The organism is Methylocapsa sp. S129 (assembly GCF_009765995.1).
In the GTDB taxonomy this organism is placed as follows: Bacteria; Pseudomonadota; Alphaproteobacteria; order Rhizobiales; family Beijerinckiaceae; genus Roseiarcus.
In genome coordinates, this window is the sequence record NZ_LMUI01000047.1 from 42,543 (window position 1) to 56,442 (window position 13,900).

A 13,900-nucleotide genomic window follows, 5' to 3' on the forward strand; every position below is an offset into this window, starting at 1 on the left:
TCTATATTCGCATGGTCGTCGCCGGATCAAAGAAATGGCCAGGCCCCTGGGCAAAGCTCAGGGGCAGTTTGTCGCCGGGCGCAATGGCGATGCGCGAGCGAAACACGCAGGAGAATTCCTGTTTGCCGATGAATGCGCTCGCATGCGTTTCCGAGCCTGTCGGCTCGACAGTTTTGATCTCGGCGGGAACGCCCGCTTCCGGGTCGACGACGATATGCTCGGGGCGTATGCCGAAAATGACATTTCGCCCCGAAAGCCCTTTGGGCGTCTCCGCCAGCGGAAGAATGACGCCATCGTCGAGTTTAAGACCGGGTCTGCCCGCATCGAGCAACGTCCCGTTCACAAGGTTCATGGAAGGCGAACCAATAAAACTGGCGACGAACGTATTGACGGGGCGATCGTAAAGCTCCAGCGGCGCGCCGATTTGCTCGACCGAGCCGGCATGCATGACCACGATCTTGTCCGCCATCGTCATGGCCTCGATCTGATCGTGCGTCACATAGACGGTCGTCGTGTTGAGACGCTTTTGCAGCGATTTTATCTCCGCCCGCATCTGCACCCGCAGCTTGGCGTCTAGATTGGAGAGCGGCTCGTCGAATAGAAAGACTTTCGGCTTGCGCACGATCGCGCGGCCCATCGCGACCCGCTGGCGCTGGCCTCCCGACAATTGACGGGGATAGCGGCCAAGCAAGGGCTCAAGACCGAGAATAGCGGCCGCATCGGCGATCAGCCTGACGCGCTCCTCCCTAGGGATCTTCGCCATTTGCAGCGAGAACCCGATATTGTCGGCGACCGTCATCTGCGGATAAAGCGCATAGTTCTGGAAGACCATCGCAATATCGCGCTCTTTGGGCTGCAGGTCGTTCACGACGCGGTCGGCGATCTTGATCGTGCCGGACGAGATGGTCTCGAGGCCGGCGATCATCCGCAAAAGCGTCGACTTGCCGCATCCCGACGGCCCAACCAGAATCACGAATTCGCCGTCGTCGATATCGAGCGACAATCCATGCAGGACCTCGGTCGATCCATAGAATTTCTTGACGTTGCTTATTTCGACCGAATGCATGGCGGCTTCCGTCTCTTGCAATTCCTCAGGCGCGTTTTGACGCCTATTTCCTAACCCGAATGCGGACCGCCTGGTACGGCTTGCCCGGCAGATGGATCCCGAAAGCCGCTTCGGGCTCTCCCCCGACGATCGCGCCATTGCGCTGACGCAGCCCGGGCGAAGCGGGCAGCGGCGCCTTGCCGATCCGTTCGATCGTCATGGCCCAGATATCGATCAGGTCGATTTCATAATCGCCGTCCTCCATCGGCAGGCCGACAGCCCAGGCGGCCGGCTGATGTTCGCCGAAATAGAGATAGGTCACATCGCCGTCGCTGGCGCCCGAGACCCGCGAGAACACCCAACGGCCGTCTTGCGGCGTGAACGGCGTCAAACCATGCTTCACATCCGCCTCGATGAGGTCGCGCAGAAAGCCGATCCGCTTCCAGCTTTCGCCGCGCAATTCGCCGCCCTTGGCCCACCACAGCAAATCTTCCGGATGCATGAAGGTTTCGCCATGCCCGGCATAGCCGCCGCGCATGATTGTCACCCAAAAGCGATGGACGAGTTCGATCGCGCTGATATTGCCCCAGGGGCGCGGGATGTCGCCTTCATATTCGGGCTCGTCATTGACGATCGGCTTGCCCCAGGCTTCGCGCCATTCGGCCGTGCGTTTGACGTCCCAGTTCTGGATGCAGACGTGGTCGACCCATGGCTTGCGATGATCGAAATTCATCGTCGCCTCGCCGTTATGGATCGATTTCAGGTGTCGATAGGGATCGTTTTCCTCGATGATATGGAAATAGCGATCCCATTGGGCGATCGGTTTGCAATCGAGCAGAAAGTCATATTCGTTGGCGAGCGACCACCAGACGTTGGCATAGGCGGCGAGCCGCGCGACGAGATAGCGCAGATAGCGAAAGTCCCGCTCGGCGCCCATGTCGCAATAGCCCCAGCGGTCATAGGGGTGGAAGATGATGATGTCGGCCTCGACGCCAAGCTCCCGCAACGCGCCGACCTGGTTCTCGAAATGGCGGAACATTGTCGCGTTCGGGCGATCGAAATCTTCCTTGCCGTCGGCCCCCGTCTCGAAGGCGGGATAAAGCGGCTCGTTCTGATTGTAGATGTAATCCTTGGGAAAGACGCCCATGCGCAGCTTGTTGAAGCGGGTATCTTTCAGCGTCGCCAGCGTCTGCGCCTGCATGGCGAGCGGCTGGTGCGTCCAGGCGTAACAGGTGGTGCCGAACGGAAAATAGGGTTTGCCGTCGGCGTGAGCGAAATGGAATTTGTCGCGCACGTGAACCGGGCCGTGCATGCCCGCGCGGGGTCCGCCGCAGGCAAAGCTCCCGGTTCGCCCGTCGAGCTCGCTCACATTGGCGATCGTGCGATAGCGCCATTCGCCCTGCGCATCCGGCATGAAACGCACGCGGAATATCCCCTCGCCGTCATAGAAACCGGGAACCCGCACGTCGCGATTGCCGAACGAGAAGACAGCCTCGATCGTCACGTCGAGATAGGGATTGCCCGCCGCTGGCCCCTGGAAGGCGGCCTCGAAAATATCCCATTGGGCGATTGGCGATTGGCGATCCATTAAATCCTCGTTGACTCGGGCGATGAGCGAAAAAATCCTCGATCTATTCCTTGACGGCGCCCGATGTGAGCCCGCTGATGAAATAGCGCTGAAAGATAAGGTAGACGATCGTGGCGGGCAGCACCGTCATGACGATCGCCGAATTGAGCTGACCATAATCGTTCGAGAACTGGCTCTGAAACGACATCAGCCCCAGAGGCAGCGTCCACTTGCTGTTGTCCTGCAGAATGACGAGCGCCATCGCGAATTCGTTCCATGTCGCGACGAAATCGAGGATCAGCAGGGCCGCCAGAACGGGCAGCGAAATCGGCAGGAAGATCCGGCGAAAGGTGGTGAAATGCGAGGCCCCGTCGATCAAGGCGGCCTCGCTCAATTCCTTGGGCACATCCCTGAAGAAGCCATGCAGGATGAAAACCTGGTAAGGCACGCCGAACGCCAGATAGGGCAGAATGATGCCGACATAGGTATTGATCAGGCCGAGGCTGTTCACCAGCGTGAAAAGCGGCGCCAGCATGACCTGGAACGGGATCATCGTGCCGAAGACGATCGCGAGGAAAGCGATGCGTCGTCCAACCATCTGGATGCGGCTAAGCGCATAAGCCGCCATCGCTGAGATCGCCAGCCCGAGCGGCACTTTGATGATGGTGATGATGGCGCTGTTGAGCACGGTCGTGCTGAATTTACCACGCGCCCAGGCGCGCGAATAATTGCCCCAATCGGCTTCGCTGGGCGGCGCGAACGCTCCCGTGCCCATTACCATTGCGTTGGATTTGAGCGAGGTGAAGACGATGAAAATGAAGGGCGCGATCCATAGCGCCGCCACGGCGATCAAAAGGATCCACAGCATCACCAGCACCGGATCGATCTTGTTGGCGCCGGCGGGGCGAAAGGGATGGGCGAGCGCGCTCATTGATTGGCGTCCTGGCGGCGCAGCGACCACCGGAGATACGGAATGACGACCGCCAGCGTGATCAGCAGCAGGACGACGGAAATGGCGCTGCCGCGGCCGAAATCGCCGAGCTGCATCGCCTCGGTATAGGCCCACATCGCGAGCATCTGCGTCGATTGCGCCGGGCCGCCGCCGGTCATGCCGTAGACGATCTCAAAGGCTTTGAGCGAATTGATCAGCGACAGGATGACGACAATGGTGATGGTCGGCTTTAGCGCGGGCAGCGTGACATAACGGAACACGCCGAACCGCCCTGCCCCGTCGATGCGCGAGGCTTCGACGAGTGTCTGCGAAACGCTCTGCAGCCCCGCCAGAAACAACACCATCGAGAAGCCGACGGTCTGCCAGACATAAGCGATGAAGACCGAAAACAGCGCGACATTGCGGTCGCCGAGCCAGTCCTTGATCACGCTCTGCAGCCCGACGCCGGCGAGCATCTGATTGAACAGGCCAAAGAACGGGTCGTACATCCAGCGCCACATCGTCGCGACCGCGATCGGCGCGATGATCACCGGCATGTAATAGAGGGCGCGGAGCGGCGCGCGCCCCGGTATGTTCTGATTGAGCCCGAGCGCGAGGCCAAATCCAATCAACGGCGGAAACGCGACGGACATGATCGTCCAGAGAATCGTGTTCCTCAGCGCGCCCCAGAAGACAGGATCGTTATTGAAGACCTGCACATAATTATCGAGGCCGACGAAAGTGCGCGTCGGCGTCAGGCCGTTCCATTTCATGAAACTGAGCCCGAACACATCGATCAGCGGATAGAGCGCGAAAACGCCATAGACGATCAAAGCAGGGGCGAGCAGCATGGCGCCTTGAAAAGGCGGCGACTGGAGCCGTCGACTCAATTGCATCCTGCGCCCTGTTCTCCGGACCAACGAAGAACGCCCCGGCGGAGAACCGGAGCGCCCGACGTCAGAAGCTTATTTGCGATTGCCGATGAACTTCTGAAGCTCGGCGGCCGCCTTGGACGGATCGAGATTGTCGCTCGCGACCTCATTGATGATGCGCCAATATTCAGTCGTCACATCGAGCGGAAACGCCTGGTCGCCGTTGACGAAAGTGCCGTTGACCTCATTGAAAATCTTCACCCATTCCTGATCGAGCGGCTCCGTGCTGGTGTATTTGACGTTCTTGTTGATCGAGATCGATCCAAAATCGCCAAGATGGGCCTGCTGCACGTCCTTTGAGGCGAGGAAGTCGAGGAATTTGGCGGCGACATCCGGGTTTTTGCTCTTAGAGCTGATGTAATTATATTCCGAGAAGCCATAGAGGCGGCTGCCGCCGGTGGGGAACAGAAACAGCCCATAATCGGCCAGCTTGTTGTTCTGCTTGAGCTGGCCGACCAGCCAGTCGCCCTCCAGCATCATCCCGGCTCGGCCGGCGAGAAACAGATTAAACGATTGATCCTGGCCGATGCCCATGAACGGCTTCAGGAAATATTTCGACGACCAATTGTGGAATTCCGTGAAGGATTTGGTCGCGCAAGGCTCGCTCGCCCAGCTCGCCTGCATGGTCATCAGCGCATCATGCTTTTCGGCGCCGCATTGCGTCTCCAGAATCTCGTCGAGCAGGCGCATTACATGCCAGTTGACGGTGCCGCCGAAGGTGATGGCGGGGATTCCGGCGGCGGCGAGCTTATCGGCGTCGGCCAAGAGATCGGCGTAGGTTTTGGGCTCGCTCGTGATGCCGGCTTTGGCGAACAAAGCCTTGTTGTAATAGAGCGCTTCGCCGTGGAATGAGTAGGGCACGCCATAGCGACCGCCCGCATATTGCTTGGAGAAAATATCCGCCGCGGGAAGGAATTCGTCGTCCCATTTATATTGGGCGTAATATTTGTCCATCGGCAGCGCGAGGCCCGATTTGACGAATTCGCCGCCAAGGCCGAGCCCGGCCCAGCTAAAGAAAATATCGGGACCTTGATCCGATCCCGCCGCCACGCGCAGCGCGGCCTTGTGTTCGTCGACGCCGCGCGTTTCGACCTGAACGGTCATGCCGGGATTGGCGGTCTCGAATTGCTTGATGATCGATTGGAAGGCCTGATTGGCCGAGTCATTGGCGAAGTTCAGCGTCCATAATTTGATCGCCTGGGCATGCGCGGGAACGGCCGCCGCCATCATCATGCCGCTGAACGCCGCCACGCGCCCCAAAAACCCTAACCCCCTCATTCGACCCTCCCAGTTTGTGATTTTCGGCCGCCAATACACCGGCTTCGCACGTTGATATCGTGACATACTCATTATATCAGTTGCCAAGAGGGCGCAAGGGATCGAGCCGCGCGTAGGCAGCGCCAGCGCGAAGGCGTCGTGTTGTTGCGAGATAGCGCAAGTTAAGCCGCGTGCGAGACGGTCGATTGAAGCGAATCGCGCCTCAGTGGACTCGGATTTGGCGACACGATTCGAGCACGGGAATCCCCTCCCCCCTTGTGGGGGAGGGTTAGGGAGGGGGGTCGCACCGGCCCCTCCGAATCTTCATAAAGCCCAGTAATCTGAGAGGTTAGCGCGACCCCCCACCCCAACCCTCCCCCACAAGGGGAGAGGGAGATCGCGCGCCTTGCCCGCTATTTCAGGATCTTCGCGACCCTGCTCATCCGCAGCCGCTCGACTTCGGGCAGCCCCGCGCCAAGCAGCGGGCGCAGATAGGAATGGAACGCTTCCGTCACGTCATTGCCCGCCTTGGTGATGAATTCGTCCTCCATCACGCGCGTCTTGCCCGCGACATTCTCCAGCGGGATCAGCGGATAATCGACGGCGTAGGCGCCGGTCCGCTGGATGGCGACCGAGCCGTCGGTCTGTCCCCAGAGCGCATATTGCACCGCCTTCTCGCCGACCTCGCGCGCTTCGCGCTGGTCGACGTCGGAGACGCAGCCGGCGAATGAGCGCTGGAGATAGCCGAACGTGTCGCCGCGCACGCGCTTGATGCCAAGCTTGGTCTTGATCTCTTCGCACAAGAGGTCGGCGAGCGCGCCGGTGCCCGAGAGCTGCACATTGCCATGCGCGTCTTTCTCGACCGTGCTGGCGAGCTTGGTGATGATGGGCGCGCCCTGCTCGTCATGAATGCCCTCGGAGGCGGCGATGATGCAGCGGCCATGCTTCTCAAACGTCGCCTTCACATCGGCGAGAAAGCCGTCGATCGTGAAAGTGCGTTCGGGCAGATAGATGAGATGGGGGCCATCGTCGGGGAATTTGCGCGCCAAAGCCGAAGCCGCGGTCAGGAACCCCGCATGCCGGCCCATGATCACGGCGCAATAGACGCCTTTCAGCGCGGCATTGTCGAGATTGACGCCCATGAACGCCTGCGTGACGAAACGCGCCGCCGAGGGAAAGCCCGGCGTATGGTCGTTGCCGACCAGATCGTTGTCGATGGTCTTGGGGATATGCACGCAGCGCAGGGCATAGCCGCTCTTGCGCGCTTCGTCGGCGACGATGCGCACGGTGTCGGACGAATCATTGCCGCCGATATAGAAGAAATGACCGATCGCATGGGCCTTCAGGACTTTGAGAATTTCCTGGCAATAGGCGAGGTCCGGCTTGTCGCGAGTCGAGCCCAGAGCCGAGGACGGCGTATTGGCGACCGCCTCCAGATTGCGGCTGGTCTCGCGCGACAGATCGACGAAATCCTCATTGACGATGCCGCGCACCCCGAAAGCCGCGCCATAGACGCGCTCCACGCTGGCGAATTTACGCGCCTCCAGCGCGACGCCGACCAGCGACTGGTTGATGACGGCCGTGGGCCCGCCCCCCTGGGCGACGAGAATTTTCTGCACCATGAGGTTGTCTCCCCTCCCTTTGAGCCCCGCTCGCCCTGCGCCGCGCCAGGGCGCCCCGGCGAGCGGGACGACTTTGCCCTCGCGGCCGCGTCGCGGCAAGTCGCGACGCCTCACGCGGCAATAGGTGCGCGCGGAATGAGAGGGTTTTGCGACAACAGCGGCGCGGCGCCGCTCGCCGCTCTTGCGCCGCGCCCGCGCCTTCGCTATCTAGCGGCCCCACGCTCCTGTCGCTTGGGGGATAGTTCAACGGTAGAACTGCGGACTCTGACTCCGTCAATCTTGGTTCGAATCCAGGTCCCCCAGCCAATAAAGAATTGAAATAATTGCATAATATTTTGTGACGCTGCTAAAAGGTTTGGCGACGTCACCCACGTCACTGAATCTCCTCACTGCGCTCGAAGATCAGCGGGGGGGGGCAAAATAGTGTTCGATACTTCATGAGGAAACATGTGAACACCTTTCCGCTTCGGGCTCGGTCGCGGGATTGGCGGCTGTCAAGCTTCTCGGGCGCAGGTTCGCAGATTTCTTTTGCGATGCGGAAACCCAATTGCACGAATAGGTCGAAGCCACCGCCGCGATGAATTAAACTCCAAGTGGGATTTCAGCCGTCTTCCACTTTCCTTTCTCGTTGTCTTGCGGAATGTGCGGAGCCACTTGCTCTGACTTGCGCTCGTAAAGCACGGGGGGAACTTTCGCCATGTCCCATACGTGGAAGATATAAGCCGGGCCGATTTTCGCCGCCTGATCCCATTCGTGCCTAGTTATGATAAAGCGAAGTGGAGACGCGATCGTGGATTTCACTTCGATCATGCGGCTGATTGGACCGAACTCCCCCGCGTCGTAAGAGAGGACATCATAACCGGCAAAATTATCGTCTAATCCCTTCCACTCGGGCGTGCGGTTGAGTCCCAATTTCGCGAGGCGCTGTGTCTCGTAATCCATCGAAAGCTGTTCAGCTTCGCGCGCTTGCTCCATTTTTGCGATATCCGCGATAAGTCGCGCAAAGCCCGTGACGGTATCCCACCACGTCACTACGGAAATGGGCGGTGGGTCCTTTGCAAGACCGGCCGCCGCAAACACGTCACGATCGTTGGTGGCCAAAGAGTCCAGGAACCGCATACGCCCTTGTTTCATGGCCTTGCACCAATTCGGCTGATGTTTTGTGACAACTGCCGAGATGCAGGCTTGATAGAATCCGTCGCCGTTCAGCGGACATTCCGCCTCGACGAGGCCATGCAGATACACCGAAGCCTCTAAATCAAGGTTCGGTGCGTCAGATTCGATGTGCTCGATGATTGCCAGAAGTTCGACGATCGGCGTGTCCGGTTGCTTGACGGAATAAGCCCGAATCAATCGCACGCCCTCAAAGGCGGAGAGAGCAAAGACTCTCTCAGTTGAAGGCGCGCCGGTCATTCGTCCTCTTCGGACGAAGGCAGGCCTTTGCCCTCCAACTCACGGATCAGATCTATGATATCATCGGTAGTGATATCGTAGTCGATCGGATCATCTGCTTCCTCTTCGTCGAGAGCAATTTCATGAAGATCGGGATCGTTCAAAAGTATCTGCATGTTGCGAATTTTCTCGGTCAGTCTGCGACTGACGGAAAGGTCGATGCTTCCGATTTCTGGCGGAGCCTTAGAGCGATATAAGAAAATATCTGTTTTCTGATGCGCCTCCAAGCCGAGACGGTGGATACGGTCGATCGATTGGAGGTAGTGGGTGGAAATGTAGCTTCGATCGACGTAAATAGCGTTGTGGCAAACTGTATGGAGGCTGATGCCTTCGCCCGCTGCTGCCGGATTGGCGATCAGCACGGAACAACTTCCATCAACATGGAAGCGGTTTACCCGCCCTTCGCGAGTGTCGGGATCACTTTCAGAGCCCGACGGTACGCCGCCATGTAGTACCACAGGATTGAGGTCGGCTAGCGCCGAAGCAAGGCTTCTGATGGTGTCGGTAAAAATAGTCCATATCACAACCTTTTCGCCCGCGTGCGCCAATGCACGCGCGTGATCCATAACGGCGCTCAGCTTCGCCGAGTGTCCCTCTTCCATAACGGTGTCTGCGATGCCGGACGCAATTTGATACTCATCATTTGCCATTGCGGTTAGCGCTTGGCTGGGGCTCACAGAGAGTTGGAGGAGCCGCATTACCGATCGGCGCGCCCTCAATATCTGCGATTGCCCCATCTTATAGTTCATTTGCGATGCGAACTGCCGCAGGAACTCGCTACGCACGACGGAGTAAAGTGCGAGTTGTCCGGGCCTCATCGTGATATCGATGAAATGCCGCTTTACCTTTGGAAGCCCCAATTCGGTCTTCGTCGTGCGGACGTAGAGGTTGCCCAGCACTTCGCGCGGCGCTTTACCTCGCGCAACTTCCACACCGAGCCCGTGGCCTGGCCAAAGAAAATCTAGCTGCGATTGAATGTCGGACGCTGCTTGAGGCATTGGCGTCCCGGTAAGAATGTCGCGCCGGGCAGGCAGCGTGGCGACGTTGAGCAAAAATGCACCGCGCTGCGAAAGCAACCCAGCCTTCATGCGATGCGCTTCATCCAAAACCAAATGGATCGAGTGGCTCGCGAAATGCGATGCGATCAACCCTTGCTGACGGATCATCAGATCGTACGACATGAGGAACCGTGTTGCACCGGACACAAGGGCGAGCGCTGTCTCTTGTTCGCGCCCATCGAGAACGATGAACTGTTCTGATGCGCCGTCCGATGCATCAGCAATCATGCATTCATCAACTATGTCCCGCCACGCCTGAAAGGCGGCCTTTGGTGCAACGACAAAAAGTTGCTGAGCAGGCTTGCGGACCATCAGGTGCAAAGCAAATGTGACTGTGGTTTTGCCCGCGCCGGGGACCGAGAAATTTGCACCGTTCGCAAGCGTCATGAGATGTGAGAGGTCGCGAAGCTGAAAATCCTTGAGTTTCCGTCTCTGGAAACCCATCGACCAGAGATCGGCCTCAATCTGCTCCGGCGTGCGCACAGGAGCGAGCGCCTGCTGACATTCTCGCGCGGACCGCACTTCCGAGGAAAAAGCTTGAATGCGCGCCGCAGCGCTTTCGTCCGGCCTGAACCGAAAATTCAAGGCGCGTTGGGTTGCCTTCGAGCCAAACTCTCGGACAACATTCAACGCGTCGGGCCATGCCAGATGGATGGTTGATGCCGTTATGCTGGCGCTAAGATCGCTCTCGACAATAAGAGCGCGAATGCGCGACCATATCGGTGCGGAGGTGTCCTCGGGCGCAATAACGAAGCACCCGGTATTGCCTGCGCCGTATTCGATCTTAATGGAAGTCGGGTCGCTCATGAACAGAAGCGCCTTAGTCTTCGGTGTCGGATGGCGGCGATTTCTTCAGAATGGCTAGCTTGGTATCGAGCTTGCCAAGAAGTTCGCGGATGGATTCGAGCTGCTTGCCGATTCCTAGATAAGTGTTCACGCCCGCCGTCGAAAGATCAATGCCCGCGAGTTTAGCGTGCACTTGGACGAATGCTTTCAGCGCGGCTCCTTTGGAACGCTGTCCCCGATCGCGTTCGAGAGTACTGATGCAAGCTTCAATCAGTGCCTCTACGGCGTCTTCTTTCGTTTCGTCGCTCTTGAGGGCGGCGATAATGCGGGAGTAGTCCTCGCCCGCCGTGGCACCTCCCGCGATGTCGACCGAGAACCCTTCATCGTCGTCGTCTGCCCCGGTTACTGAAGCCGTTGGCAAATCGAGCTGCTCCGCGACGATGGCGAGAACGACAGGCGCGAGTTTGCCAAAAGCGGCATTGTACGAGTAGACCCGCCCCGGGACCTTGTCCCGATTGTCAAACAGCGACCATGCGATTGCACGGCTGGCGCTCTGAAGAGCAACGGTCTGACCGGAAAGCCGTCTAGGTAAGTCGCCGAAAATCTGTTCGCCGTCACCACTCAAGATGGAATACTGGCCAGGTTTTTTGACCCACTCATTGAGGTAAAGATCGGCCTCATCGATGGATTGTAGAAGGTTTCGGACATCGGCTTCGCTGCGTCGCAGTTGCACTGCGACTACCTTCGGCTGTCTTCCTTTGTTCACCTGCCTGCGAACGAGCTGTGCGTCGCCGATCCAATCATACTCGAGTTTTGTCTGAGGCCGTGCTTGCTCGTTGGCCTCGATATCATCTACCTCATCGGGATTGGTGTCCGCGGGAAGCACCAAACACTTAATGTGGGCATATCGCGAATTGACTGACTCATCGTCCGCGTAGAGTTCGCGCATGGCGCTCAGGCGACGATTGCCGTTCACAACCGTCCCAGTGCTCGTAATGAGAATTGGATTACGCTGACCTTCTGTTTCCAGCACATCGAGAATGGACGAGACAGACGTGGATTCTTTCTTCGCCAGCTTCGCAAGGAGTGCATGTTGCGCGGCCTGCACCGTGCTCAGCTCCTGGCCTTTTGCGAAATAGTTCTTATCGAGTCCGCCCTTAGCGATCGCGTCCTCCTGCTCGGAATAAGTTCGGCAGTTTGCCATGCGGTAGACGGGCAGATCGACCGGAAGGCTGATAACTTTCAGTACAGCTTTCTCACCACGAAAATCCCACAGCACGTCAGTATCGATCGCCGACTCAAGCCGCTTTTGAATGACGGCTTCGCGCTCCGATCGAGGGGTAAGCTTGATTTCGTATTTCGCCATCTGCGCCTCTTATTGGAATGCAACAACAATGATTGGCACTGTGATGACGCGATCGAAGAGTTTCATCTCACGACATACGCGCTCGGCATTAGCCAGATTGTCGCCGATGACTTTAGCGGCACCCCGCGTGGGAAGCGCAAGCGCCGCGGCCGCGATGCGTTTACTTTGATATAGGTACTGCAATTTTAGCAAGTCGTACGGCGCGCGGCTCATGTTGCCCGTTTGTAGTTGAAACGCCAAGTCGTCCTTAATCGCGGTCACCGCTAGTTGATGCTGCTGATCGAGACGAAAGTTGAGAGCCCAACCCTCATTGACGAATTCCTGCTCGACGTGCTGGTGGATTTCCGAGGTGCACTTCTGCTGAATCTTCAAGGCTGGGGCCTCAAAAACGTCGGTCAACCACTCTTTCAGTTCACGACGCTCCCACTCCGCGCCTGCGTTGTGGTGATCATCATAGGTGAACGCGAGTCTCATTCGGTCTCCTGCGGCAACGGTTCGTACACAGGTTTATTCATGGGGCGCGTTCGCAGTTCCCCAGCAAAAAACTTCTGGACGCGATCGCGCGCGATCGCAGTGTATTCGGATAGGCTGTCGCATCCGTACGCGTTGCGTCCATTCTTCAAAGCTGCGATCGCAGACGAACCCACTCCAAGATATGGGTCGAGCACGTTGTCACCCGCTTTGGTCAATGCAAGTACCAAGCGTTCAACCAGGCCGACGGGAAATTGGCAAGGATGGTCCGTCTTCTCGACATGGTTGGCCTTGACGTTCGGGATATCCCATACGTCGGAAGGGTTTTTACCGAGCGGGTTGCCAGACATTTGCCCTTTCTTGGGGCCCTTGAAGTGCTTTTTCTCAGGATACTTCGAAGCTACACGCACTGGATCGAGATTGAAGGTGTAATCGTCGCTCTTTGTGAACCAAAGGATTGTTTCATGGCGTCCCGAAAAGCGCTTTTGGCAATGCAGTCCATGTCCAAAGGTCCAGACAATTCTATTTCTCAGCATCAATCCGTGGTTCCGAAACAGCGGATACAAAAGGATGTCGAGAGGAAAAATTTCTCCATCTGCGACGTGATTTCCAACTTGCCAGCAGATAGACCCTTCTGGCTTTAGCAGCCTGACCGCCTCAGCAATCGTTGCGGCTTGCTCTTCGAGATAAATGTCCTGAGAGCGTTTGGATTCGTAAGACTTTCCAAGGTTATATGGCGGAGAACTTACAATCAGTTGCATCGACTGATCGTCAAGCTTTCGCATGAACTTCAGGTTGTCCAAAGTTTCGATTTTCACTTCAAGCTTCGATGGAAAGCGCAGGACGTTGTTCGCTGGCTTTTCTTGTTTCCGCGCTAGTTGGGCCATTTTTTGGGTCATTCTCTATCGTTTGGTGTGCCAACCTAGCCCTCGCAGGGTGGGTTGCGGTCACATAAGGTTACACAAAGCCCCCATGGGGAACCCTCGAATCCATTGCCAAGGTCGAGTATATACGGGTGGGACAAAATAGGAACGTGGCTTGTTTAGGCAACACAGAATGTTAGACTAACGGCGTTGATCTCTCGCTTCATGCAGCGCTTTGGACAAAGTTCTAAACGTATCCAGGCCCCCCAGCCAGCGATTTCAATGATTTAGAAGATAAGTAAGCAGGCCACCGGGTGGCGTCATTAGATCGGGTCCGTCAAAGTCGGAGGGCGCGGGCTGCGAATCCTCTCCCGGCAAATGTGCCCGCATCCTGCCGCCTGATTGGCTCTGCGATGGGCGATATCGTTCAAATTTTCGAGGGCCGCCCAGACCAACGGCGGTGGGCCTACGTCGGCCGGCTGTCGCCAACTCTGCGCGGGAGACGCTAGGGAACAATCGGCTGTCGTTTGCGTTTCGACGCCGACGAGGT

Annotated in this window: 11 protein-coding genes and 1 tRNA gene; 1 reads left to right on the plus strand and 11 read right to left on the minus strand. The window is 57.8% G+C overall.

Translation table 11 applies throughout. The features are described 5' to 3' along the window. Position 1: 1 nt before the first annotated feature. The 6 genes from GSQ90_RS24455 to GSQ90_RS24480 form a co-directional block, all read right to left on the minus strand. On the minus strand, positions 2-1,066 hold the full coding sequence (locus tag GSQ90_RS24455) for an ABC transporter ATP-binding protein (protein ID WP_158817586.1): 1,065 nt from the start codon (positions 1,064-1,066) through the stop codon (positions 2-4). Positions 1,067-1,109: 43 nt separating this feature from the next. Then, complete coding sequence (locus GSQ90_RS24460; protein ID WP_158817587.1) at positions 1,110-2,633, minus strand: DUF5060 domain-containing protein; 1,524 nt, start codon at positions 2,631-2,633, stop codon at positions 1,110-1,112. Positions 2,634-2,676: 43 nt separating this feature from the next. Continuing rightward, the gene (locus tag GSQ90_RS24465) at positions 2,677-3,543 is read right to left on the minus strand and encodes a carbohydrate ABC transporter permease (RefSeq protein WP_158817588.1); all 867 of its coding nucleotides are present in this window, start codon (positions 3,541-3,543) and stop codon (positions 2,677-2,679) included. Further along, positions 3,540-4,439: a carbohydrate ABC transporter permease gene (locus GSQ90_RS24470; protein ID WP_158817589.1), complete on the minus strand. Its 900-nt coding sequence runs from the start codon at positions 4,437-4,439 to the stop codon at positions 3,540-3,542. Before GSQ90_RS24470 ends, GSQ90_RS24465 begins: the two co-directional genes overlap by 4 nt. A gap of 69 nt (positions 4,440-4,508) precedes the next feature. Then, a complete protein-coding gene (locus GSQ90_RS24475; RefSeq protein ID WP_158817590.1) occupies positions 4,509-5,753 on the minus strand; it encodes an extracellular solute-binding protein in 1,245 nt (414 codons plus the stop codon). A gap of 392 nt (positions 5,754-6,145) precedes the next feature. Continuing rightward, positions 6,146-7,354, minus strand: a complete 1,209-nt coding sequence (locus GSQ90_RS24480) for a 6-phosphofructokinase (RefSeq protein WP_158817591.1) — start codon at positions 7,352-7,354, stop codon at positions 6,146-6,148. A gap of 232 nt (positions 7,355-7,586) precedes the next feature. On the opposite strand from GSQ90_RS24480, the gene GSQ90_RS24485 reads away from it, so the two are divergent. Next, positions 7,587-7,660, plus strand: a tRNA-Gln gene (locus GSQ90_RS24485). A 276-nt stretch (positions 7,661-7,936) separates the two neighbouring features. Here GSQ90_RS24485 and GSQ90_RS24490 read toward each other — a convergent pair. From GSQ90_RS24490 to GSQ90_RS24510, 5 genes are read right to left on the minus strand one after another with little or no spacing between them, the layout of a single operon-like run. Continuing rightward, positions 7,937-8,767, minus strand: a complete 831-nt coding sequence (locus GSQ90_RS24490; RefSeq protein WP_158817592.1) for a DUF3883 domain-containing protein — start codon at positions 8,765-8,767, stop codon at positions 7,937-7,939. Then, entirely contained in the window at positions 8,764-10,671 is a 1,908-nt protein-coding gene (locus tag GSQ90_RS24495) for a DEAD/DEAH box helicase (RefSeq protein ID WP_158817593.1), read from the minus strand. The genes GSQ90_RS24490 and GSQ90_RS24495 overlap by 4 nt, the downstream gene beginning before the upstream one ends. 13 nt (positions 10,672-10,684) lie before the next feature. Beyond that, on the minus strand, positions 10,685-12,016 hold the full coding sequence (locus GSQ90_RS24500) for a hypothetical protein (protein WP_158817594.1): 1,332 nt from the start codon (positions 12,014-12,016) through the stop codon (positions 10,685-10,687). A 9-nt stretch (positions 12,017-12,025) separates the two neighbouring features. Beyond that, the gene (locus GSQ90_RS24505; protein WP_158817595.1) at positions 12,026-12,490 is read right to left on the minus strand and encodes a restriction endonuclease; all 465 of its coding nucleotides are present in this window, start codon (positions 12,488-12,490) and stop codon (positions 12,026-12,028) included. Continuing rightward, positions 12,487-13,386: a site-specific DNA-methyltransferase gene (locus GSQ90_RS24510; RefSeq protein WP_246731755.1), complete on the minus strand. Its 900-nt coding sequence runs from the start codon at positions 13,384-13,386 to the stop codon at positions 12,487-12,489. The genes GSQ90_RS24505 and GSQ90_RS24510 overlap by 4 nt, the downstream gene beginning before the upstream one ends. Positions 13,387-13,900 lie beyond the last annotated feature (514 nt).

Bases quoted from the DNA above. Each gene is read 5' to 3' on its own strand.
- GSQ90_RS24455 (WP_158817586.1), bottom strand. From the start codon at position 1,066: ATGCATTCGGTCGAAATAAGCAACGTCAAGAAATTCTATGGATCGACC.
- GSQ90_RS24460 (WP_158817587.1), bottom strand. From the start codon at position 2,633: ATGGATCGCCAATCGCCAATCGCCCAATGGGATATTTTCGAGGCCGCC.
- GSQ90_RS24465 (WP_158817588.1), bottom strand. From the start codon at position 3,543: ATGAGCGCGCTCGCCCATCCCTTTCGCCCCGCCGGCGCCAACAAGATC.
- GSQ90_RS24470 (WP_158817589.1), bottom strand. From the start codon at position 4,439: ATGCAATTGAGTCGACGGCTCCAGTCGCCGCCTTTTCAAGGCGCCATG.
- GSQ90_RS24475 (WP_158817590.1), bottom strand. From the start codon at position 5,753: ATGAGGGGGTTAGGGTTTTTGGGGCGCGTGGCGGCGTTCAGCGGCATG.
- GSQ90_RS24480 (WP_158817591.1), bottom strand. From the start codon at position 7,354: ATGGTGCAGAAAATTCTCGTCGCCCAGGGGGGCGGGCCCACGGCCGTC.
- GSQ90_RS24490 (WP_158817592.1), bottom strand. From the start codon at position 8,767: ATGACCGGCGCGCCTTCAACTGAGAGAGTCTTTGCTCTCTCCGCCTTT.
- GSQ90_RS24495 (WP_158817593.1), bottom strand. From the start codon at position 10,671: ATGAGCGACCCGACTTCCATTAAGATCGAATACGGCGCAGGCAATACC.
- GSQ90_RS24500 (WP_158817594.1), bottom strand. From the start codon at position 12,016: ATGGCGAAATACGAAATCAAGCTTACCCCTCGATCGGAGCGCGAAGCC.
- GSQ90_RS24505 (WP_158817595.1), bottom strand. From the start codon at position 12,490: ATGAGACTCGCGTTCACCTATGATGATCACCACAACGCAGGCGCGGAG.
- GSQ90_RS24510 (WP_246731755.1), bottom strand. From the start codon at position 13,386: ATGACCCAAAAAATGGCCCAACTAGCGCGGAAACAAGAAAAGCCAGCG.